This window comes from Streptomyces sp. HUAS MS02 (genome assembly GCF_055702265.1).
In genome coordinates this window covers 6,012,814-6,033,156 of record NZ_CM146747.1, presented here as the reverse complement: position 1 = coordinate 6,033,156, position 20,343 = coordinate 6,012,814, and the positions used below count along the sequence as shown (strand labels likewise).

Annotated in this window: 17 protein-coding genes; 12 read left to right on the top strand and 5 right to left on the bottom strand. The window is 72.0% G+C overall.

What is annotated here, in order from left to right:
- The first annotated feature begins 6 nt into the window (after positions 1–6).
- Both ACZ9QC_RS25965 and ACZ9QC_RS25960 read left to right on the top strand, forming a co-directional pair.
- Entirely contained in the window at positions 7–1,344 is a 1,338-nt protein-coding gene (locus ACZ9QC_RS25965) for a hypothetical protein (RefSeq protein ID WP_472915312.1), read from the top strand.
- A gap of 39 nt (positions 1,345–1,383) precedes the next feature.
- Positions 1,384–3,027: a hypothetical protein gene (locus tag ACZ9QC_RS25960; RefSeq protein WP_472915311.1), complete on the top strand. Its 1,644-nt coding sequence runs from the start codon at positions 1,384–1,386 to the stop codon at positions 3,025–3,027.
- A gap of 88 nt (positions 3,028–3,115) precedes the next feature.
- Here ACZ9QC_RS25960 and ACZ9QC_RS25955 read toward each other — a convergent pair whose 3' ends face one another.
- Positions 3,116–3,529: an organic hydroperoxide resistance protein gene (locus ACZ9QC_RS25955; RefSeq protein ID WP_184893393.1), complete on the bottom strand. Its 414-nt coding sequence runs from the start codon at positions 3,527–3,529 to the stop codon at positions 3,116–3,118.
- Positions 3,530–3,668: 139 nt separating this feature from the next.
- Here ACZ9QC_RS25955 and ACZ9QC_RS25950 point away from each other — a divergent pair, with 139 nt between their 5' ends.
- From ACZ9QC_RS25950 to ACZ9QC_RS25920, 7 genes are all read left to right on the top strand, one after another.
- On the top strand, positions 3,669–4,196 hold the full coding sequence (locus tag ACZ9QC_RS25950; RefSeq protein ID WP_472915310.1) for a MarR family winged helix-turn-helix transcriptional regulator: 528 nt from the start codon (positions 3,669–3,671) through the stop codon (positions 4,194–4,196).
- Positions 4,197–4,330: 134 nt separating this feature from the next.
- Positions 4,331–5,950: a glycosyltransferase gene (locus ACZ9QC_RS25945; protein WP_472915309.1), complete on the top strand. Its 1,620-nt coding sequence runs from the start codon at positions 4,331–4,333 to the stop codon at positions 5,948–5,950.
- A gap of 76 nt (positions 5,951–6,026) precedes the next feature.
- Positions 6,027–6,989 carry a UDP-glucose 4-epimerase GalE gene (galE, locus tag ACZ9QC_RS25940; RefSeq protein ID WP_472915308.1) on the top strand — a complete coding sequence of 321 codons (963 nt, stop codon included), beginning with the start codon at positions 6,027–6,029 and terminating at the stop codon, positions 6,987–6,989.
- A gap of 131 nt (positions 6,990–7,120) precedes the next feature.
- Complete coding sequence (locus ACZ9QC_RS25935) at positions 7,121–7,555, top strand: DUF6507 family protein (protein ID WP_230211395.1); 435 nt, start codon at positions 7,121–7,123, stop codon at positions 7,553–7,555.
- Complete coding sequence (locus tag ACZ9QC_RS25930) at positions 7,552–9,819, top strand: hypothetical protein (RefSeq protein WP_472915307.1); 2,268 nt, start codon at positions 7,552–7,554, stop codon at positions 9,817–9,819. Before ACZ9QC_RS25935 ends, ACZ9QC_RS25930 begins: the two co-directional genes overlap by 4 nt.
- 16 nt (positions 9,820–9,835) lie before the next feature.
- The gene (locus ACZ9QC_RS25925; protein WP_472915306.1) at positions 9,836–10,459 is read left to right on the top strand and encodes a pentapeptide repeat-containing protein; all 624 of its coding nucleotides are present in this window, start codon (positions 9,836–9,838) and stop codon (positions 10,457–10,459) included.
- Positions 10,456–11,439 carry an ADP-ribosylglycohydrolase family protein gene (locus ACZ9QC_RS25920; RefSeq protein WP_472915305.1) on the top strand — a complete coding sequence of 328 codons (984 nt, stop codon included), beginning with the start codon at positions 10,456–10,458 and terminating at the stop codon, positions 11,437–11,439. The genes ACZ9QC_RS25925 and ACZ9QC_RS25920 overlap by 4 nt, the downstream gene beginning before the upstream one ends.
- Before the next feature lie 9 nt (positions 11,440–11,448).
- On the opposite strand, the gene ACZ9QC_RS25915 is transcribed toward ACZ9QC_RS25920, so the two are convergent.
- Together ACZ9QC_RS25915 and ACZ9QC_RS25910 are read right to left on the bottom strand one after the other, a co-directional pair.
- Complete coding sequence (locus ACZ9QC_RS25915; RefSeq protein WP_472915304.1) at positions 11,449–11,946, bottom strand: DUF6174 domain-containing protein; 498 nt, start codon at positions 11,944–11,946, stop codon at positions 11,449–11,451.
- 101 nt (positions 11,947–12,047) lie between these two features.
- A complete protein-coding gene (locus tag ACZ9QC_RS25910; RefSeq protein WP_033524948.1) occupies positions 12,048–12,686 on the bottom strand; it encodes a TetR/AcrR family transcriptional regulator in 639 nt (212 codons plus the stop codon).
- Positions 12,687–12,882: 196 nt separating this feature from the next.
- On the opposite strand from ACZ9QC_RS25910, the gene ACZ9QC_RS25905 reads away from it, so the two are divergent.
- Both ACZ9QC_RS25905 and ACZ9QC_RS25900 read left to right on the top strand, forming a co-directional pair.
- The gene (locus tag ACZ9QC_RS25905; protein WP_472915303.1) at positions 12,883–13,815 is read left to right on the top strand and encodes an ABC transporter permease; all 933 of its coding nucleotides are present in this window, start codon (positions 12,883–12,885) and stop codon (positions 13,813–13,815) included.
- Positions 13,808–14,665 (top strand): ABC transporter ATP-binding protein, encoded by an 858-nt coding sequence (locus tag ACZ9QC_RS25900; protein ID WP_472915302.1) that lies wholly within the window; start codon positions 13,808–13,810, stop codon positions 14,663–14,665. The genes ACZ9QC_RS25905 and ACZ9QC_RS25900 overlap by 8 nt, the downstream gene beginning before the upstream one ends.
- A gap of 88 nt (positions 14,666–14,753) precedes the next feature.
- Here the strand turns inward: ACZ9QC_RS25900 and ACZ9QC_RS25895 are convergent, their stop codons facing one another.
- Positions 14,754–15,848 carry a glycosyltransferase gene (locus ACZ9QC_RS25895; protein WP_472921812.1) on the bottom strand — a complete coding sequence of 365 codons (1,095 nt, stop codon included), beginning with the start codon at positions 15,846–15,848 and terminating at the stop codon, positions 14,754–14,756.
- Positions 15,849–15,934: 86 nt separating this feature from the next.
- On the bottom strand, positions 15,935–18,976 hold the full coding sequence (locus tag ACZ9QC_RS25890; RefSeq protein ID WP_472915301.1) for a bifunctional glycosyltransferase/CDP-glycerol:glycerophosphate glycerophosphotransferase: 3,042 nt from the start codon (positions 18,974–18,976) through the stop codon (positions 15,935–15,937).
- 181 nt (positions 18,977–19,157) lie between these two features.
- On the opposite strand from ACZ9QC_RS25890, the gene ACZ9QC_RS25885 reads away from it, so the two are divergent.
- On the top strand, positions 19,158–20,201 hold the full coding sequence (locus ACZ9QC_RS25885; protein WP_472915300.1) for a serine/threonine-protein kinase: 1,044 nt from the start codon (positions 19,158–19,160) through the stop codon (positions 20,199–20,201).
- The last annotated feature ends 142 nt before the right edge of the window (positions 20,202–20,343 follow it).

Below are 20,343 nucleotides of genomic sequence, written 5' to 3'. Positions count from 1 at the left end.
GGCGTCATGAGGGGGTCCACGGTCGGCGGACGAGCGCGCGTCCTCGCGACGCGCGCGCGGGCGTGGGTGCTGCTGTTCGCCGCCGTTTTCGCGCTGCTCCAGCTGGCAAGCGTCACCGGGCGCGCCACCCCCGACACCAAGAACTACGTCTCGTACGCCCTCACGCTGGGCGGTGCGAGCGTGCGGGAGTCGGCGGCCGGGACCATCGACCACTACTGCGGGAGCCGGGCGGCGACGGCCGAGCGGAAGCGGCGTGTGGACGTGGTGCGGTTCCGGGCGCCGTCCCCGGCCGCGCGGGTCGCCGAGGAGTGCCGACGGGAGCTGTGGCGCGAGGTGGACCGGCGGCTGGCGGCCGGGCAGTCGGGCGTCCCCGTCGCGCCGTTCGCCTCGGAGCGGTTCCTGCGGATCTTCGAGGTGCGGCCCGGCTATCCGGTGCTGCTGGCCCCGTTCGTCGCGGTGTTCGGGGTCCTGTGGGGGGTGTGGCTGGCGAGCGTGCTGATCGCGGCGGCGGGGGGCGTCCTGGCCTTCCTCGTCCTGCGTGCCGTCCGTGCCCCGGTCCCCGTCGCCCTCACCGGCCAGGCCCTCTACTACGTGCTGCCGTGCGGCGCGACCGCCATGCGGCCCATGACCGAGGGGGCGCTGCTGGCCCTGACGCTGACGGCGCTCTGGGGGTGCGCCCTGGCGCGGGAGGGGCGGGTGCGGGCGGGGGCGCTGCTGGTCGGCGGTTCCCTGGCGGCGCTCTTCACGGTGAAGCACTCGCAGGCGCTGTTCCTGGGGGTGTGTCTGGTGGGGGCGTGCGCGGTGGTCGCCGCACGGCGCGCACGCGGTGGTGAACGTACGGGACGCGGGCGCGGGCCGGTCGGGGCCTGGGTGCGGGCGGTCGAGCCGGGGGTCCTGGCGGTCGGAGCCGTGTCCGCGGGCGCGGCGGTGTGCACGCCGGCGCTCGCCTCGCTCCTGCACTACCCGGCGGCCTCGGAGAGCCTCCAAGATCTGCTGACCGATCACTTCACGCGCCCCGACCGGGCCCGGCCCTGGGCGGAGTTCCTGCGCCTGGAGGCGAACTTCTGGGCGGAGTGGGGGCGTCGGCAGCTGATCCAGCCGCTGTTCCTCGCGGCGCTGGCGGCGGGCGCGTGGGGCGCGCTGCGGCAGCGGCCGGTGTTCGGCTGGTTCGTGCTGGCCGCCGCGTGCACGGGGATCCTCAACCAGGCCGGGCATCCGGACATCACCATCTGGGGCGACCGGCTGATCGTCGTGGCGTGGCTGTTGCCCGTGCTGGGGCTGCCGCTGCTGCTGGAGCGCATCACCACCACCCGAGACTCACTCGATGTGGTGACCGCGAGCTGAGCCGTTGACCGGTCCCGCCATACCGGGAATACACGGCAAATGCCCCGTACAGCCCAGACCTTTCCCAGTTCCGGCCCGGACCCGGGCATCCGGCCCGATGCCGGTGCCGAACCGCGCGCCCGGCGCCGTCGGCGGGGCGCGCTCGGGGTCACCGCGCTGCGCGGCGGCCGTACCCGGCTGTCCCGGCGGCCGACGCCGTACCTCGTCATGGGCGCGCTGTTCTGGCTGGTCATCACGTTGGCGTACTGGCGGGTGCCGCTGTGCTGCGACGCCGGTCAGCACGCGGCGGTCGTCGAACGGCTGCGCTGGGACCTGCTGCATCCGGCCCACCCGACCGCCGATCTGCCGGGCGCGGGCAGCCCGTACTACTCCCCCTACGCCGTCGCGCAAGGCGTGCTCGCACGGCTGACCGGGCTGAGCGGCTGGTCCCTGGTCAAGCTGGCCGGACCGGTGAACCTGCTGGTGCTGCTCACCGGGATCGGCCGCTTCGTGCGCGTACTGACGCCCCGGCCGTGGGCGCCGGTCCTCGCGGTGCTGTTCATGACGTTGCTGTGGGGCACCGAGCGGCTCCTGTGGAGCGGCTTCCTCGGGCTGATGTCGCTGACCCTGAACCTCGGCTATCCGTCGGCGTTCGCCACCGGGCTGACGTTCTGGGCCTGGGCGTGGACGGGGGCACGCGCGCGGGGCGGCGGTCCTGCCGGGCGGGTGCGGTACGTCGGACCGAGCGGCCTCGGCACCGCCTGGGCGTACGCCGGACTCGGGGCACTGTACGGGCTGATCACGCTGGTGCACCCGATCACGGCGGTGGCCTCGCTGGCCGGGGCCGTGGCGATCGTGACCGCCTGGCAGCGGGGTTGGTCGCGCCCGGTGGTGGCCCGGTGGGCGGCGGCGGGCGGGACCGCCCTCGCGGTGGCGGTGTCCTGGCCGTACTACGCCGTCCTGGCACTGGCGGGGCACACGGGCGTGGACGGGATGCACCGTCTGCTGTACGAGAGCGCGACGGGGAACCTCTGGCTGGCACTGCTCGGGCTGCCGGCGCTGTGGGCGCGGGGTCGCCGGTCGCGCAGGGACCCGCTGGTGCTGATGTGCGCGGCGGAATGCCTGGTGGCGGCGTACGGCTGGGTCAGCGGGCACTACACGTACGGACGGGTGCTGCCGCTCGCGGCGGTGCCGGCGCAGTTCGCCCTGGCGGTGGAACTGGCGGCGCCCCGGCCATGGGGGTGGGCCCGGCGAGCGCTGGGCGGGGCCGCCGCCGTCGGCGTCTGCGTGGGTTTCCTGACCGCCCAGGCGGGGGCGGTCGTACCCCGGGCGCTGGACCCCGTCGGCTTCGAACAGCCGCCGCGCTGGCCTTCGTACGACTGGGCGGCGCGGCATGTGCGGGCGGGCGAGGTGCTGATCACCGACGGGTACTTCGCGATGCGCGCGCTCGCCGGGTACGGGGTGAACATGGCGGCGCCGCCCTGGCCCGATCCCGCGCTGGAGGAGGGAGAGCGGGTCGAGCGGCACACCGAGGTGCGGGCGTACCTGGATCCGGCGTCGCAGCGGGACCGGCGAGCGGCAGTCGCGCGGCGCTACCGGGTGCGCTGGCTGCTGCTGACGCGGTGGCAGAAGGTGCCGGAGGAGGCGGTGGTCGTGGACTGGAGTCCGCGGACCGGGGAGGTGCTGGCGCGGATCGCTCCGTAGGGGGTGCTACGGAGCGATCCGCGGGACGGCCCGGGGGCCTGTCACGCCCCATGCGGCGGGGACGCGCGGAGGTGCTACCGCGGAGGTGTTACTCGACGACCAGCTCGACCGGCATGTTGCCGCGGGTGGCGTTGGAGTAGGGGCAGACCTGGTGGGCCTGCTCGACGAGCTTGCGGCCGGTGGCCTCGTCGACGGTGTCGGGGAGTTCGACGCGGAGGGTCGCCTTCAGGGCGAAGCCCTCGCCCTCCTTGCCTATGCCCACCTCGGCGGTCACGGCGGCGTCGCTGACGTCGACCTTGGCGGCGCGGCCGACCAGGCCGAGGGCGCTGGCGAAACAGGCGGCGTAGCCGGCGGCGAAGAGCTGCTCCGGGTTGGTGCCCTGGCCGTTGCCGCCGAGCTCCACCGGGAGGGCCAGGTCGAGGTCGAGCTTTCCGTCGTTGCTGACGGCGCGACCGTCGCGGCCGTGGGTGGCGGTGGCGACAGCGGTGTAGAGCGCGTCCATGGGAGAACCATCCCTTTCACAGGTCAAGTCAGGTCGAGTCGTGCCCGGCGGTCCGGTCCGACCGCTGTTCACGGGCTCCAGTAGAGCACACAATTCAATTGTCCACAACTAAATGGTGGACAGGGGTTACCCTGGAGTCATGAGCACGAGTGCCGCACCGACGCCCGAGGGGATCTCCCAGGAGATCTCCGGGCAGGTCTCCGGACAGGTCTCGGAGGAGGACTTCCTCCGCCTCGACCGGCAGATCTGCTTCTCCCTGCACGCCGCCTCGCGCGCCTTCAACGGTGTCTACCGCGTGGTCCTCAAGGACCTCGGCATCACCTATCCGCAGTACCTGGTGATGCTGGTTCTCTGGGAGCACGGCGAACTGCCCGTGAAGAAGCTGGGCGAGCACCTCCGGCTCGACTCCGGAACCCTCTCACCGCTGCTCAAGCGCCTGGAGACGGCCGGCCTCGTCCGGCGCGAGCGCAGCGCGCGCGACGAGCGCTCGGTGGTGGTGCGACCGACCGAGGAGGGCGCGGCCCTGCGGGAACGCGCGCTGGCGGTGCCGCGCCGGATCGTCTCCGCGACCACCTTCGACCTCGACGAGATCCGCGATCTGCGCGACCGCCTGGACCGGCTGACGGCCGCGCTGGACGAGGCGGCGCTCGCGGAACCGGCCGGGTAGCCGCCGGCACCCGCACAGAATCCGACAACTCCATACGGAACCCGAACCCCCCGCCCGCCATCTTCCCCACGGGGCCGCGAAGCCGCCCGTAAGGGAAGATTTGCACACATACCTCTCACAGGTGCGGGGCAACCATGGCTCTTCAGCAGGCGCAGGTCTCCGTCGTCGTCATCGGGTACGACGACGCGGCCCATGTGGCGGACGCCGTGCGATCGGCGCTCGCGCAGGGGCCGGCCGTCCGTGAGGTGATCGCCGTCGACGACTGCTCGACCGACGGCAGCGCGGACCTGCTGGAGCGGCTCGCCGGGGACGAGCCCCGGCTGCGGGTGGTCCGGCGCACGGCCAACAGCGGCGGCTGCGGCACCCCGCGCAACACCGGGCTGGACGTCGTGACCTCGCCGTACGTCATGTTCCTGGACAGTGACGACGTGCTGCCGCCCGGCGCCGCGGACGCGCTGCTGGAGGCGGCCCTGGAGCACGACGCGCCGGTCGCGTCCGGGCTGTGCGTGCGCAAGGAACTGCCGTCCGGCCGCGAGACCCCCTGGCAGCCCGAGCTGTACGCCCGGCGCGCGCTGCTGGAGCACTCCTCCCAGCGCGCACGCCTGGTGCACGACACCCTCTGCGTCAACAAGCTCTACCGGACCTCCTTCCTGCGCGAGCGCGCCATCCGCTTCCCCGAGGGCCGCTTCCCGTACGAGGACTTCGTGTTCGGCGCGCGCGTCCTGGCCGCCGCGCCGCGCGTCGCGCTCATCCCCGACCCGGTGTACGTCTGGCACGTGCGCCGTTCGGCGGCCCGGCTGTCCATCTCCCTGGACCGCTCCGACATCACCAACTGGCGGGCCCGCCTGGACGCCGACCGACTGTCGTACGACATCCTGCTGGGCGCCGGCGAGAAGGGCCCGGCACGGGCCACGCGGACGCGCTTCCTCGACCACTCGCTGCGGATGTACGCCCGCGAGCTGGGCCTGCGCGGCACCGAGTACCGGCGCGAGTGGTGGACGCTGACACGCGCCTACCTGGCCACCTTCGACGAGGGCGACTTCGCGCCGGCGCCCGCGCCCGGCCGGGTGGTCGCCCGGGTGATCCTCGCCGCCGAGGAGCCGCGCGACCTGCCCCGCCTCAGGGAGATGTCGGCCCGCCCGGCCCGGCTGACCCCGCCGTACGCGCGCGGGGCCGACGGCTCGCCCGTCTGGTCGGCCGATCTGCCGCAGGTGGAGCTGGACCATCTCCTCGTCCGCCCCGTGGAGCTGCTGCCCGCCGCCGTCGACGCGGAACTGCGGCCCCGCGCGCGGGGGACGGTGCTCCGACTGCGGCTCCACGAGCTGTACGGGCGGATGGCGGAGGCGGGGCCGCTGACCGTGCAGGTGGAGTTCACGGAACGGAACGACGGACGGGTGGGCTTCGCCGGTACGGCGCCCCTCCTGGCCGAGGCGGAGGGCGACAGCGGCGCGGAGGAGCCGGACGTCGACAGTTGGACGGCGGAAGTACCACTGGACCTGGCCGCGTTGGGCAGCGGCACGTGGGACCTCCGGCTACGGCTGCGGTTCGCGGACGGCAGCCGTCGGGAGACCACCGCGCGTGCCGTCGCGGGCGCGGGGCTCCTCCGCCGGAGCGCACTGTTCAGCGCACGCCACGGAGTGCTCCTGGCGCAGCCGTACGCGACCCACGCGGGAGCGCTCGCGGTGCGACTCGCGCCCGGTTGGCGAGGATTGACCGAAGTCGTCCGCCGGCGCCTCAAACGCCTGCTTCACTGAGAACCGACGCGGGCACGGCCCCGCGACTGGGACTACGACTACGACTACGACTACGACTACGACGGGACGGTCGTCCATGACCTGGCTGATCACCGGTGGCGCCGGATACATCGGAGCGCACGTGGTGCGCGCGATGCTCGACGCGGGCGAGGAGGCCGTCGTCTACGACGACCTGTCCACCGGCGTCGCCGAACGGGTGCCCGGCGGCGTCCCGTTGGAGGTCGGCTCCACCCTCGACGGGGAGCGGCTGGCCCGGGTGATCCGGGACCGGCACGTCACCGGCGTCGTGCACCTCGCGGCGAAGAAGCAGGTCGCCGAGTCCGTCGAACTGCCGCTGCACTACTACCGGGAGAACGTCGAGGGCCTGCGCACCCTGCTGTCCGCCGTCACGGACGCCGGGGTCGCGTCCTTCGTCTTCTCGTCCTCCGCCGCCGTGTACGGCATGCCCGACGTGGACCTCGTCACCGAGGAGACGCCGTGCCTGCCGATGAGCCCGTACGGCGAGACCAAGCTGGTCGGCGAGTGGCTGGTCCGGGCCACGGGCCGGGCCACCGGGCTGTCGACGGCGTCCCTGCGCTACTTCAACGTGGCCGGCGCGGCGACCCCCGAACTGGCCGACACCGGTGTCTTCAACCTCGTCCCCATGGTCTTCGAGAAGCTCTCCGAGGGCGCCCCGCCCCGGATCTTCGGCGCCGACTACCCGACCCCCGACGGCACCTGCGTCCGGGACTACATCCATGTCGTCGACCTCGCGGAGGCCCACGTGGCGACCGCGCGGCGGCTGCGCGAGGCGCCGGGCACGGACCTCACCCTCAACATCGGGCGCGGGGAGGGCGTATCGGTGCGCGAGATGGTCGACCGGATCACCGCGCTCACCGGTCACGACCTGCCGCCCGTGGTGGTCGACCGGCGGCCCGGCGACCCCGCTCGCGTCGTCGCCTCGGCAGAACGGATCGCCGCCGAACTGGGCTGGAAGGCGCGGTACGGCGTCGAGGACATGATCGCGTCCGCGTGGGCGGGGTGGACGGAGCGGCGGTAGCACCTGTGACGGAATCGACGAGCAGTGGGAACTGTTCGGTGCCGTTTGCTCGTGTGTACTAGGGGAAGCGAACGACGAGCAGACCACGAGTACGCGTACGAGTACGACAGGGCGTTACGGGGGTAGCGACGGTGCCGGCTTGGGACATCGATCCGATCAACGTGCAGACCACGCTGAAGTCGACCGGTGAGGCGGCCGGCGGCCTGGAGAAGGCCGCCAACTCGCTGGTGTCGAACATGGCGAGCGCGGCCGAGTCGGCCGGTACGGCCGTGCCGGGCGGGCAGTTCAACGGACCGATGATCGGGCCGGTGGCCGCGGGCACGCCACGGGTGCCGGTCGGACCGGTCGCGGCGGCGCTGAGCACGTACCTCCAGGAGCGGCAGCAGAAGCTGGCGTACATGGCGCAGCGGACCATCGACTCCGTGCAGGGCGCCGCCGATGCCACCAACGCCTACGTCACCGGCGACCTGGACATGGCCGCCACGCACCAGGCCAACGCGCTCAAGGCGACGGTCGTACCGCCACCGCCGGGTGTCGACGGGAACGGCGGGCAGGGGCCGAAGTGAGCGACGACATCCCCGTCATCCCGGAGGAGGTCCCCGAGTTCACCGGCAACCTGGAGCTGCTCGACCAGCACATCGCGGGCGTCCGTTCGGCCGGTACCTCGCTGAAGGACTCGGGATCGGCGATCCACACCCGCTTCGGCGGCCTCTCCGCGTACTACAAGGCGCCCGAGGCGGAGGCACTGTTCGCGACGACCGCGCCGGTGGCGGCCAAGGGCGGTGAGTTCGCGACCGAGTTGGAGACCGTGGCCTCGGCGCTGGACACGTACGCCGCCGCCGTCGGCCCGCTCAAGCAGAAGTTCGACCAGCTCCGCCGGGACGCGATCGCCTTCCGCGCGAAGATCGAGGGCGACGACGAGTGGCGCGCCGACGGCGACCTCGTCGAGGAGAACAACAACCGCCGCTCCGACATCAACGCCGCGTACGCCGCGTTCCAGGCCGCCGAACGCGACTGCTACAACAAGATCGTCGGGCTGGTCGGCGGCGAGGCGCTCGTCGTCAACGACGGCTCGAACAAAGAGAACATGTACGGCTACCGGGGCGAGGACCTCGACAGCGCCGGTGGTCTGCCCTGGGGCGACCCGGTGGAGGAGTCCAACCCCTGGTACTACATCCACGAGCACGCCTGGGACTTCGCGGTCGGCTTCGTCGTGGACGGCGTATGGGGCACGATCAAGGGCCTGGGCACGCTGGTCGGCTTCAACGGCTGGGACGCGGCGGGCCAGGCCTGGGTCGGCCTCGGCAAACTCGCCACCGGCATCGTCATCACGGCCGTACCGGTGGTGGGCGCCGCGTACTGGCTCGCGCCCGACGACAAGCTGCCCTCCTGGCTGCGTGACTCCCGTACGGCGGTCGTGGAGACCGGCAAGGCGCTGATCGCGTACGACGAGTGGGGCAAGAACCCCTCCCGGGCCGCCGGGGCGGTCACCTTCAACGTCCTGACCACGATCTTCACCGGCGGCGCGGGCGGGGCGGTCTCCGGCGCGGGCAAGGCGGGTGCCATCGCCAAGGCGATCTCCTTCGCGGGCAGGGCCGGCAAGATCGTCGACCCGATGACGTACCTCACCAAGGGCGTCGGCGCGACGGCGGTGAAGATCAGCGACGTCATGGCGAGCCTGCGCGGCATCACCGACGGCACGCACATCCGGCTCGGCGAGGGCACGTACCAGATCGCCGACCCGCCGAGCATCGCCGACGAGCTGCCGGCCGGCCTCACCCCCGAGAACAGTGTCCGGATGGAGACGCCGCAGGGCGAGGTCGTCTACCTCGACACCCAGACCCTCGTCGTCCACAACGCGGACGGCACGGTACGGGAGTCCCTGGACGCCATCAGGCACGAGGGCACGGCGACCGAGCGGGGCGCCGACGCCACGCGACCCGAGACCGAGCTGGTGGGTGCGGGGGCGAAGGTGGGCGACGGCGGCACGGCTGTGGGGCGCGTCGGCGACGACCGCCTGCCGTCGGCGAACCATGAGACGCCGGGTGGCAACGGAGGGCCCGGCGGCGACGGCCGGACCGGTGGCACCGGAGGCGGCCGTACGGAGACCCCGACCGGCGGCCGTACCGAGACGCCGACCGGCGGCCACACCGAGACCTCGGGCGGTGGCCACACCGGGGCCCCCTCCGGCGGTGGTCACGGCGGAACACCGGGCGGCGGCCACACCGAGCCCCCCACCGGCGGGCACGGCGGCACCCCGGGCGACGAAGGCACAGGGGCCCCGCACGAGCCCGCGGAGGGAACGCCGGCCCCCGAGCGCGGCAACGAGCCACCGCCCGAGCTCACGCCGGAGCAGAAGGCGGGTCACTGGGACCACCTCGACGAGGTCGAGTCCCGGAACCCCGAGGAGTTCGACCAGCTCCAGCGCGACCCCGACAAGAACGGTGGTATCTCCGAGCCCTCCAAGGACGAGGCCAGGGTCGGTCTGGACCTCAGCGAGCAGGGGCGTCTCCCGGACGACATCCAGCGCCCCACGGAAGCGGACCGCGGGGAGTTCTACTCACCGAGCACCGGACGCTACTACGACATCAAGGGCGTCCATTCCGACTGGCCCCCCTTCAACAATGTCCGGGACAAGTCCCTGCCGTTCAAGGGAGCTTATGACCCCGCCAAGAACGAACGCTGGGTCAAGAAGCTGGCGGAACAGATCGTCGAGAAGCAGCGTGTCGTTATCCTGGACATGCGCAATGCGAATCAGGCGGCGATCGACGACATCAAGTCCATCGTCGAGAAGAATGGCTGGGAAGACGATGTCATCTGGTACCCGTAGGAATTGGGCACCCCGCGTGTTCCCGACGGATCCGCAGGCGAAAGCCCGTCTGGAGGAGTGGCTGAGCGCGGGGGGCGAGGGCGCCCTCGACGTCATCGGCCTCGACCTGCGTGACGCGGACCTCTCCGAGGCGAACCTCCAGGAGTCCTGGCTCACCGACGCGAAACTGGCCGGGGTCAAGCTGGTGGGGGCGGACCTCTACCGTTCCGACGCCGAAGGGGCCGACCTCACGGGAGCCGATCTGACGCGGGCCTCGCTGGTCCGTGTCAACCTCGACGACGCCGTGCTCCGGGGCGCGATCCTGGATGGCGCGGATCTGGTCAAGGCCTCGCTCTACGACGTCGACGCGACGAATGCCTCCTTGCGCGGCACACGCGTCCTGGGCGCTTCCCTCCTCAATGTGGATTTCCGCGGTGCGGACCTCTCCCATGCCGTTCTGCGGGAGAATTCCTTCAAGGTGACCGTCGATCACCGCACCAAGGTCGAGGGCCTTTCGGGAACCGTCTTCGGCCCTGTCCGGGTGATCGACGATCAGGGCGTCGAGCACGAAATCGCGGGAGCGGAACTGGAACGTTGGGTGAGCGAGCGAGGCGGATCCGTCGAGGTGCTTCCCGTCCCTGACGCAAAGCGCGGCCTGTGACCGGGATTCACCGGCGGCCCCAGCCACTCCCGGACGCAGTCGACCCGCGGCGCGCCCTCGGGGCGGTGCTCGGCTCCGCCGTCGGGGACGCGCTCGGCGCACCCTTCGAGTTCGGTCCTGAAGGCGCCTTCTCCGCGCGCTTCCCGAAGGCCGGGCACGGCGGAGAGATGTGCGGGGGCGGCGGATGGGACCCCGGTGAGGCGACCGACGACACCCAGATGGCCGTCCTCGTCGGGGAGTCCCTCGTCGAGCACGGTGGGCTCGAACTGCCCGACGTCTTCCGCAGGTTCCAGCGCTGGGCGGCCTCCGGGCCCAAGGACATCGGCATCCAGACCGAGGACGTCCTCACCGGCGGCGACCCCTGGGACCTCGCCGCCGCACTCCACTTCCAGGTGAACCAACGGGCCGCGGGCAACGGCGCGTTGATGCGGGCCGCCACCTCGGCCGTGTTCTTCGCACCGTACGGGCGCGACCCCAGCATGGACGCGGCCCGGCGCCTGTCCGCCCTCACGCACGGCGACCCGGCCGCCTGGGAAGGCACCGCCGTCCTCCACGAACTGGTCCGGATCGCGCTGGCCGGCGGCGACCCGCTCACCGCGCTCCCCGCCACCCTGGCCGCGCTCCACCCCGACCACCGCCCGCGGTACGAGGTCGTCCTCGCCCCCGACTGGCACCCCGACCGCGCCACGGAGTTCAACGGCGCCGTCTGGCCCTGCCTGGGCTCCGCCGTCTGGGCCGTACGGACGACCGACTCCTACGAGGACGCCGTACGCGCGGCCGTGGACCTCGGCGGCGACACCGACACGGTCGCGGCGGTGACCGGCGGGCTCGCGGGCGCGGTGCACGGGGTCGAGGCCATCCCGGAGCGCTGGCTGGAGCCGCTGCACGTGCCCCTGCCGGGGTTCGGGGAGCGCGTCCTGCGCACTCCGGAACTCATCCACCTGGCAACGGAGTTGGCGGCCCGGCGCGACGCCCGCTGACCCTCGCTCTCAGCCCGCGCCCGGCTTGTAGCCGGTGATGACGTACTCCGCCTCGTCGTCGATGGCGTTCTCGTCCACGTCCAGGGTGATCCGCGCGGGATGCCCGCCGGCGGCGTACTGGATCTCCGCCGTGTCCGCCTGCTCCTGCCAGGCCCTCTCCAGCATGTCCAACAGGTCGCCGATCTTCGGTATTCGGTCGGGCCCCTGCTCCACCACCGCCCGGCTGCCCTCGTCGAGGCCGACCGCCTCGGTCACCTTGCCGTCCCGGACCGTCACCCGGAACGTCCCCGCCAGGACCATCGAGGTCGACGTGAGCGTGTAGACGTACGAGGGAGGCTCCTCCCAGGTGATGGGCGTCCCCGCGGTGGTGCTGGTCTGCGTCGGCAGGACACGCTCCTTCGGTTCCGAGGACGTCCCGCCGTCGCACGCGACGGTCGTCCCCGCCGTCCCCACGATCAGCGTGGCGGCGAGGAGCACGGAACGAGCACGGGAGCACAAGAGAGTCACGGCGACCCCATTCCTGAGCGGCTGTGACTAAGACGCCATCCGCCGCTGGAACGTTCGGTCCCGCAGCCGTGGAATCGCGCCGGTCTCCCGCCGCCGCTCCCCTACAGCGCCCGCAACGCCCCCGCCGTGGCCCGCGTCAGGCTCTCCAGATAGCCCTTCGGCAGCTTCGGCGCGCGGACGACCACCGAGCGCCAGTACAGCGGGCCCGAGATCACGTCCAGGGCCAGGTCCTCGTCCACGCCCGCGCGGACCTCGCCCCGGGCGACCGCCGCCGCGACGATCCCCGTGGCCACGCTCTGCTGCCCCTCCCTGAGCGCCTTCTGCATCGCCTCGGCGATCTCCGGGTTGCGGGCGGCCTCGGCCTGGAGGTCGGGGATGATCTGGCCGGCCACCGGGTGCCGCAGCGCGCGGGACGTGACCTCGTAGAGCAGCCGGAGATCGCCCTCCAGCGAGCCCGTGTCCGGCATCGGCAGGCCCTGGACCGCCACCGCCGACACCAGGTCCAGCACCAGATGCAGCTTGGAGCGCCAGCGGCGGTACACCGCGGTCTTGCCGACGCCCGCGCGGCGCGCGATGCCCTCGATGGACATCCGGGCGTAGCCGACGGCCGCCAGTTCCTCGAAGACCGCCGCCCGGATCGCCTCCGTCACGTCCTCACGGAGCACGGCCGCCCCGGCGGGGGCCCGGCGGCGCGGCCGTGGCGGCGGCTGCCCCTCGGAGGGGTCGGCGTTCGTCGTCATGGTGCCCAGCATAGGCCGCGACGACGAAACGGTTGCGTTCCGACGTCGAATCGGCTTACGCTCGCGTTGCGACGATACGGTCCCGTCCCGACGTAAGAACGGGGCAAGGACGCCGTAAGAAGCGCCAGCGGTACAGGCACTGCGAGCAGCACGCGGGACGCCCCCACCAGCGACCTCACTAGCGAAAGCAGCGGATGTGAGCCAGGTCCTCCACACACCGCCCCCGACCAGGGCGGACACCCCCCGAAGCGCCCCCGTCGCCGAGACCCCGGCCCAGCTCGCCGAGCGGTACGGCCTCAGCGTCAGCGGGGCCCGCCCCTCGCTCGGCGCGTACGTACGGCAGCTGTGGGCGCGGCGGCACTTCATCACCGCGTTCGCCACGGCGAAGCTGACCGCGCAGTACAGCCAGGCGAAGCTCGGCCAGGTCTGGCAGATCGCGAACCCCCTGCTGAACGCGGCGGTCTACTACCTGATCTTCGGCCTGCTCATGGGCACCAAGAAGGGCGTGCCGGACTACGTCCCGTTCCTCGTGACCGGCGTGTTCGTGTGGACCTTCACCCAGAGCTCGATCATGGCGGGCACCCGCGCCATATCCGGCAGCCTCGGCCTGGTCCGGGCCCTGCACTTCCCCCGGGCCTCGCTCCCCCTGTCGTACTGCCTCCAGCAGCTCCAGCAACTGCTGTTCTCCATGGCCGCGCTGGTCGTGATCCTGCTGGCCTTCGGGGTGCCGGTCGCCGCGTCCTGGCTGCTGATCGTCCCCGCGCTGGCGCTGCAGTTCGTGTTCAACGCCGGCGTCGCGATGGTGATGGCGCGGATCGGCGCCAAGACGCCCGACATCTCGCAGCTGATGCCCTTCGTGCTGCGCACCTGGATGTACGCCTCGGGCGTGATGTTCAGCATCGACCACATGCTCGCCAACCGGAACATCCCGGCGTTCGTGCACCTGCTGCTGGAGTGCAACCCGGCCGCCGTCTACATCGACCTCATGCGGTTCGCGCTGATCGACAGCTTCCACGGAAGCCAGCTGCCGCCGCACGTCTGGGCGATCGCGGCGGGCTGGGCGCTCCTCGCGGGCGTCGGCGGGTTCATCTACTTCTGGAAGGCTGAGGAGACGTACGGCCGTGGCTGAGACCATCATCAACCCCACTGTTCCCGGCACCCGGCGGACAGCCGACCAGGTCACCGACACCGGCACCGCCGCCCCCGAGCCCGTCCCGACCGTCGTCGTCGACGGTGTCGACATCGTCTACCGCGTCAACGGCACGGGGGCCGGTCGTGGCACCGCCACCGCCGCGCTCAACCGCATCCTGCGGCGCAAGAAGGCGGAGAAGGCGGCCGGCGTCCGCAAGGTGCACGCCGTGCGGAACGTGTCGTTCACCGCGTACCGGGGCGAGGCCATCGGGCTCATCGGCACCAACGGCTCCGGCAAGTCGACCCTGCTCAAGGCGGTCGCCGGACTCCTCCCCGTGGAGAACGGACGTATCTACACCGACGGCCAGCCCTCCCTGCTGGGTGTCAACGCGGCCCTGATGAACGACCTCACGGGGGAACGGAACGTCCACCTCGGCGGGCTCGCCATGGGCATGTCCCGGGAGCAGGTCAAGGAGCGGTACCAGGAGATCGTCGACTTCTCGGGCATCAACGAGAAAGGGGACTTCATCACGCTCCCCATGCGTACGTACTCCTCCGGGATGGCGGCCCGGCTGCGGTTCTCCATCGCCGCCGCCAAGGACCACGACGTGCTGCTGATCGACGAGGCGCTGGCGACCGGGGACCGTTCCTTCCAGAAGCGCTCCGAGGCGCGGATCCGTGAGCTGCGGAAGCACGCGGGGACGGTGTTCCTCGTCAGCCACAACAACAAGTCGATCCGGGACACGTGCGATCGGGTGCTGTGGCTGGAGCGGGGGGAGCTTCGCTTGGACGGGCCCACGGATGAGGTGCTGAAGGAGTACGAGAAGTTCACCGGCGGGAAGAAGTAGGTCGCCTGAGAACTCGGGGGGGAACTGTGGTTCGGCGAGTGCGGGCTCGTCGTGGTTGTTCGCGCAGTTCCCCGCGCCCCTTCCGTGCTCACCTCTCCAGGAACGTGAACAGGGCCTCCCACCGGTCCACGATCTCCTCCGTGCCGTAGCGGCGGATGTTCTGTCTCGCCTTGTCGCCCATGCGGTCGCGCAGGGTCTTGTCGGTCATCAACCGGTCCAGTTTGCGGGCCAGTTCACCCGTGTTGCCGGGGCGGACGAGAAGGCCGTCCTCGCCGTCGCGCACGATCTCGTGGACGCCGGGCGCGCAGTCGAAGGCGACACAGGGGACGCCCATGGCCATGGCTTCCATCAGGGCGAGGGGGAAGCCCTCGCCCCGGGAGGACAGCGCGAAGACCGAGCCGCCGCGCAGCGCGCCCGGCACGTCGTGCGTACGGCCCATCCAGGACACCGAGCCGTCGAGACCGAGGGCCGTGCACTGCTTCCTGAGAAGTTCCTCGTCCTCGCCGGAGCCGTAGACGAGCAGCGTCCAGTCGGGGTGCCTGGGCGCCACCTCGGCCCAGGTGTCGAGGAGCATGTCGACACCCTTCTCGTCGCTGAGCCGGCCGATGCTGACGACGGCCTTGGCGGTGCGCGGCGAGGGCTCCTCCGGAATCCAGGGCACGGCGTTGGGCAGGTACGAGGCGTTGTTGAGGCCCTGCCCGATCCACAGGTCGGCGTCCTCGCGGGTGAGGACGAGCATCCGGTCGACGTCCCGGTAGTACGTGAGCACCCGCCGGAAGCGGGAGGAGCGGCGGGAGGTCTCGAAGGACTCGTGGCTCATCCCGATGACGGTCAGACCGCCGGTGTCGGCGAGCCGCACCCACTCCATCGCCCACACCTGGGTCACGATCACCACCCCACCGGGGCGCGCGGCCCGGAACAGGCCGGTCAGCACGGTCGCCCGGTCCCGCATGCTCGCGTCCCGCGCCCGGCCGGGGGGCGGCGGCTGGCCGTCGTACAACCGGGTGGTGGGGTACGGGAGTTCGCCGAGGGGGTGCGGGTCCTCGGGGGTGGTGATCCCGATGACGTGGACACGGTGGCCGCGCTCGGTGAGGAGCCGGGCCAGGTGATGGGTCCAGCTGGTCACACCGCCCGTCTCGTCCACGCTGTTGGACACCAGGAAGACGTCCCGCGCCCCGGGCACCCGTGCGCCGTCCCGCCCGGCATCGCGGACCTCGTCCCGCCCGGAGGCCCTGGCCTCGTCCCGCACGACAGCCCTGTCCCGGCCGATCACTTGCGCCTCCACTCGGAGAAGAACTGGTCGACGACGCTCCGGGCCGCCGTCCCCTTGTCGTACTCGCCGAAGGCGGCCGTGAACCGCTCCCGCGCGGCGGCGTACTTGAGCGTCTGCTCGTCCAGCGAGGAGTCGCGCAGGACGGCGTGCAGTTCGTCCTCCGTGCGCACGATCGGTCCCGGCGCGCGTTCGAGGAGGTCGAAGTAGGTGCCGCGGCCCTCGTGGACGTACTCCTCGTAGTCGTACGTGAAGAAGAACATCGGGCGGTCGAGCAGCGCGTAGTCGAACATCACCGACGAGTAGTCCGTGATCAGCGCGTCCGCGAGGGCGAGGACGGGGGTCACGTCGTGGTGGTCGGACACGTCGACGACGCGGCCCCGCACCGACGGCGGGAGCACGACGTGGTTGAGGTAGTGGGCGCGGACGAGCAGCACGTACTCGTCGCCGAAGGTCTCCGCGAAACGCTCCACGTCGAAGGGGAGGGCGAAGCGGCGCTGCCCCTGCTGGCGAAAGGTGGGGGCGTAGAGCAGGATTTTCTTGTCCGCCGGGATCGCGGAGATCTCCGGGATGCCCAACTCGGCGGCAAGCCGCGCGCGTTGGTCCGCCCGGTCCGCCCGGTCCGTCTCCCGGGCCCGGACGAGCACGTCGTTGCGCGGATAGCCCACCCGCAGCAGCACCTTCTCCCGCAGCCGGAAGGCCTTCGCCAGGGTGCGCACGTCGTGCTCCGAGCGGATCAGGAAGTGGTCGAAGCGGTCGAGGGTGCGCTGCTGCTCGGCCTGCTCGGCGCGGGACTTGAGCTTCCAGCCGGGCTCGTCGAAGCCCATGCGCTTGAGCGCGGAGCCGTGCCAGGTCTGGAGGTAGGTCGTGCCGGGACGCTTGGTCAGCTTCAGCGGGAAGCTCTGGTTGTCGATCCAGAACTCGGCGCGGGCCAGCGCCCGCAGATACGGCAGCGACCAGCGCCGGACCAGGGTGGCGTCGGCCGGGAACCCCTCGGGGCGGCCCGTGTACGACCACACCGCCTCGAAGTCGAGACCCTGGCGGCGCATCTCCTCGTAGATCGCCCGAGGGCTGTCGCTGTACTGCCGTCCGAGGTGGCTCTCGAACACCACCAGCCGCCGCTGTTTCGGCATGCGCTGGAAAACCTCGTGGTAAAGGCGGATTTTGGCGTCTCCGGAGGTGGCCTTCTTGCGCAGCGCCTTCGCCTTGCGGTACCCGGACTTGGCGAGCCTGCCGGGCGCTCCCTGGAGGCCCCGGGTGACGAGGACGGTGGCCTTCTTGTCGGGGACCAGCCGGAACGCGAGATGGCCGCGGGCGGAGATCTGCGGCTCGACCCGGTCGGCGACCAGCCGCGTGAGCCGCGGCCGGACCGGCAGTTCGCCACCCGCCAGCCCCGGTTCGGCGGCCGTCAGCCGGCTCGTGGTGCGCTCGCCGTCGACGTCGAGGTGGAGGCGTACGTCCCATACGGCGTCCACGATGCCCAGCGGGCGAAGCGTCTGGGAGATGTCGGCGTCGGCCCGCCACGTGATGTACGGCCCGTCGTGCCGGACGGTGGCCACCGGCACCCGGAAGGTCTGGAACCGCACGCCGGGGCGGCGGGCGTAGAACTCCAGGGAGGCGGAGAGCCGGGCGTCGGCCGGAATGACCCCGAGCGGGTTGGTGACCCGCCCGGCGAGACGCACACGACCGCCCCGGCCGGCGCCGGCGCCTCGGCCCCGGCTCGCGCCCGGTCCCCGGGCTGCGCCCTGCTCCCGGCCCGCCTCCGCCGCGTCCCGCGCGTACTCCTCGTGCCCCTCGTACTCCCCGAGCCCCCCGTACTCCTCGTGTCCCCCGTACTCCTCGTACTCCGTCAGCTCGTTGCGCAGGAACAGCTTCCGGACCGGTCGGGCGTGGTAGCCGAGTTCGGTGACGTCCAGGATCCGGCGCGCGAACTCCCCTTCCGCCCCGGGGGCGTCCAGGTGCTCGGCGCACCAGTAGATCCGCCCGTCACGCTCGACGAGGGGCGCGGAGACCTTGTCGCGGTTGGTGAGCGTGTCCACGGCCGGCAGCAGGTTGTCCCAGTCACCCATCCGCAGCAGATAGGCGCAGACGGCGTGGATGGGTTCGACCTCGTCGTACGCGGCCGGGTCGATCGACGCCAGATAGGCGCGGGCCAGTCCGGCGAACTCCTGACGGTAGGCCGCATCGCGGAACGGCAGGTCACGCAGGTGCAGCACCAGGTCGTGCTTGAGGAACTTGACGTCCTTGTGGAACTTCAGCTCCGCCATGCCCTGGTCGGCGAGAAGCCGGTCCACCCGGCGGTGGATCTCCATCCGGTGCGCGAAGTTGGCGATCTCGGCCCGCCGGTTGCTGATCGACTTGGCCTGCGCCTTCTCGGCCACGTTCCAGTCGTAGACCCGGTTGGGGATCAGGGTGATGCGGCGGGCGGCCGCGTACGCCTGGGCGGAGAAGAACAGGTCCTCGTAGTGGATGCCGACGGGGAACAGCAGCCCGCCCTCGACGAGGAAGTCCCGCCGGTAGCACTTGTTGGTGGACAGCGTGTCGTAGACCAGCAGGTCGGGCAGCTCGGAGACGGAGTCGAGGGTACGGGTGCGGGTGTACAGCCACGGGTACCACGGGACCTCCTTCCGATTGCGGGTGTCCACGTGGACGCGGACGCAGAGACCGGAGACGAGGTCGGCCCCGGTGCTCTCGGCGGCCTCCAGCAGGTTGCGGCAGGCGTTGCGCTCCAGGACGTCGTCGCTGTCGAGGAAGACGACGTACTCGCCTCTGGTCTCCCGGATGCCCGCGTTGCGGGGCGCGCCGCAGCCGCCGCTGTTCTCGGGCAGCCGGTACGCGCGCACGCGGTCCGGGTGCTCGGCGGCGAGGCGGGCGGCCACCTCGTAGGAGCCGTCCGTGCTGTGGTCGTCGACGATCACGACCTCGACGCTCCGCAGCGTCTGCTCCAGCACCGAGCGGACGGCCGTGGGCAGCCTGGCCTCGTCGTTGTAGACGATCACGACGACGGATACGGCGGGTCGCTGGTCCACGTACGCGTTCACCCCATCAATCCCGTTCGTTCCGTTTGTTCCGTGCATCCCTGCTTCTACCCTCTATAGACCGTGGTGCGGTTGAGGGCCACTTGGGTAGATGTCCTCGGCGGTACGCGGGTTGCCTCACCGCCCTCTGACGGCTCCCTGCCGCGATACCCTCCGAAGACGTGCTGAGCGGAGGGGGCGGTCGATGCGTGGGGTGGTACCTGAGCCGCTGCGGACGGAGGATCCGCGGGAGATCGCCGGGTATCCCCTGTACGCCCGGATCGGTGAGGGCGGCATGGGCACCGTCTATCTCTCCCGCAGCCGGGGCGGCCAGCCGGTCGCGCTGAAGCTGGTCCGCCCGGAGTACGCGGGCAGCCCCGCCTTCCGTGAACGGTTCGCCCGCGAGGTGGCCGCCGGGCGCCGCGTGTCCGGCTACCACCTGGTGCCGATCGTCGACCACGACGCCGGTGCCGAGCGGCCCTGGCTGGCCACGCACTACGTTCCGGGTGTCCCCCTCGACCAGGCACTGGAGGCCCACGGCCCGCTCCCGGTCGCCACGGTCCTGCAACTGCTGGCATGCGCCGCGTACGCCCTGGACGCCGTGCACACCGCCGGGGTGATCCACCGTGACGTCAAGCCCGCCAACCTGCTGCTGGCCGCGGACGGGCCCTGGCTGCTCGACTTCGGCATCGCCCGGGCGGCGGGCGCGGCGACCCTCACCACCGCCGGACGCCTGATCGGCACCCCGCGCTACATGTCCCCCGAGCACGCCCTCGGCCACCGGGTCACCTCCGCGTCCGACGTGTTCGCGCTGGGCCTGATCGCCGCGGTCGCCGCGACCGGCAGCCATCCGTACGGGCGCGGCAACCCGCTGGCCATCGCCACGCGCATCGCCGCCACGGACGTGGCCCCGCCCTCGCTGGACGGCATCGGGCGCCCCCTCGTGGACGTCATCCGCCGCTGCCTGACCGCCGACCCGGCGTCCCGGCCCTCCGCGGCGGCCGTCGCGGAGCACTGCGCGGGGGCGGCCCGCCGGGACGTCCGGGACTTCGCGGGCTGGCTCCCGGGGCCGGTGGCCACGTCGGTGAGCATCATCGAGACGGCTTTCCGGACGCTGTCCCTGACGGAGGCGCCGACGGCCCCGACGCCGCACATCTCGGAGGCCCCGACGGCCCGGCGCCTTCCGGCGACGGCGCCGATCACCGTGCGGGACGAGGAGTGGCAGCGCCGGGTTCGCCGGGAGCCGTGACTTCGGGTGCGGTGCCGGGTGCGGCTCCGGTGGAGCTGCGCCCCGTGCTTTTCAGGCCCGCAGGGCCCGGTCTTCTGGGGGCGCGGGGAACTGCGCGAGAACCCCCACCGGACCCGCACCCGCCAACGAAACAGGCACCCCC

What these genes read in the sequence shown, in the direction of transcription:
- ACZ9QC_RS25965 (WP_472915312.1), top strand. Translation starts at nt 7, where the DNA reads ATGAGGGGGTCCACGGTCGGCGGACGAGCGCGCGTCCTCGCGACGCGC.
- ACZ9QC_RS25960 (WP_472915311.1), top strand. Translation starts at nt 1,384, where the DNA reads ATGCCCCGTACAGCCCAGACCTTTCCCAGTTCCGGCCCGGACCCGGGC.
- ACZ9QC_RS25955 (WP_184893393.1), bottom strand. Translation starts at nt 3,529, where the DNA reads ATGGACGCGCTCTACACCGCTGTCGCCACCGCCACCCACGGCCGCGAC.
- ACZ9QC_RS25950 (WP_472915310.1), top strand. Translation starts at nt 3,669, where the DNA reads ATGAGCACGAGTGCCGCACCGACGCCCGAGGGGATCTCCCAGGAGATC.
- ACZ9QC_RS25945 (WP_472915309.1), top strand. Translation starts at nt 4,331, where the DNA reads ATGGCTCTTCAGCAGGCGCAGGTCTCCGTCGTCGTCATCGGGTACGAC.
- galE (WP_472915308.1), top strand. Translation starts at nt 6,027, where the DNA reads ATGACCTGGCTGATCACCGGTGGCGCCGGATACATCGGAGCGCACGTG.
- ACZ9QC_RS25910 (WP_033524948.1), bottom strand. Translation starts at nt 12,686, where the DNA reads ATGACGACGAACGCCGACCCCTCCGAGGGGCAGCCGCCGCCACGGCCG.
- ACZ9QC_RS25885 (WP_472915300.1), top strand. Translation starts at nt 19,158, where the DNA reads ATGCGTGGGGTGGTACCTGAGCCGCTGCGGACGGAGGATCCGCGGGAG.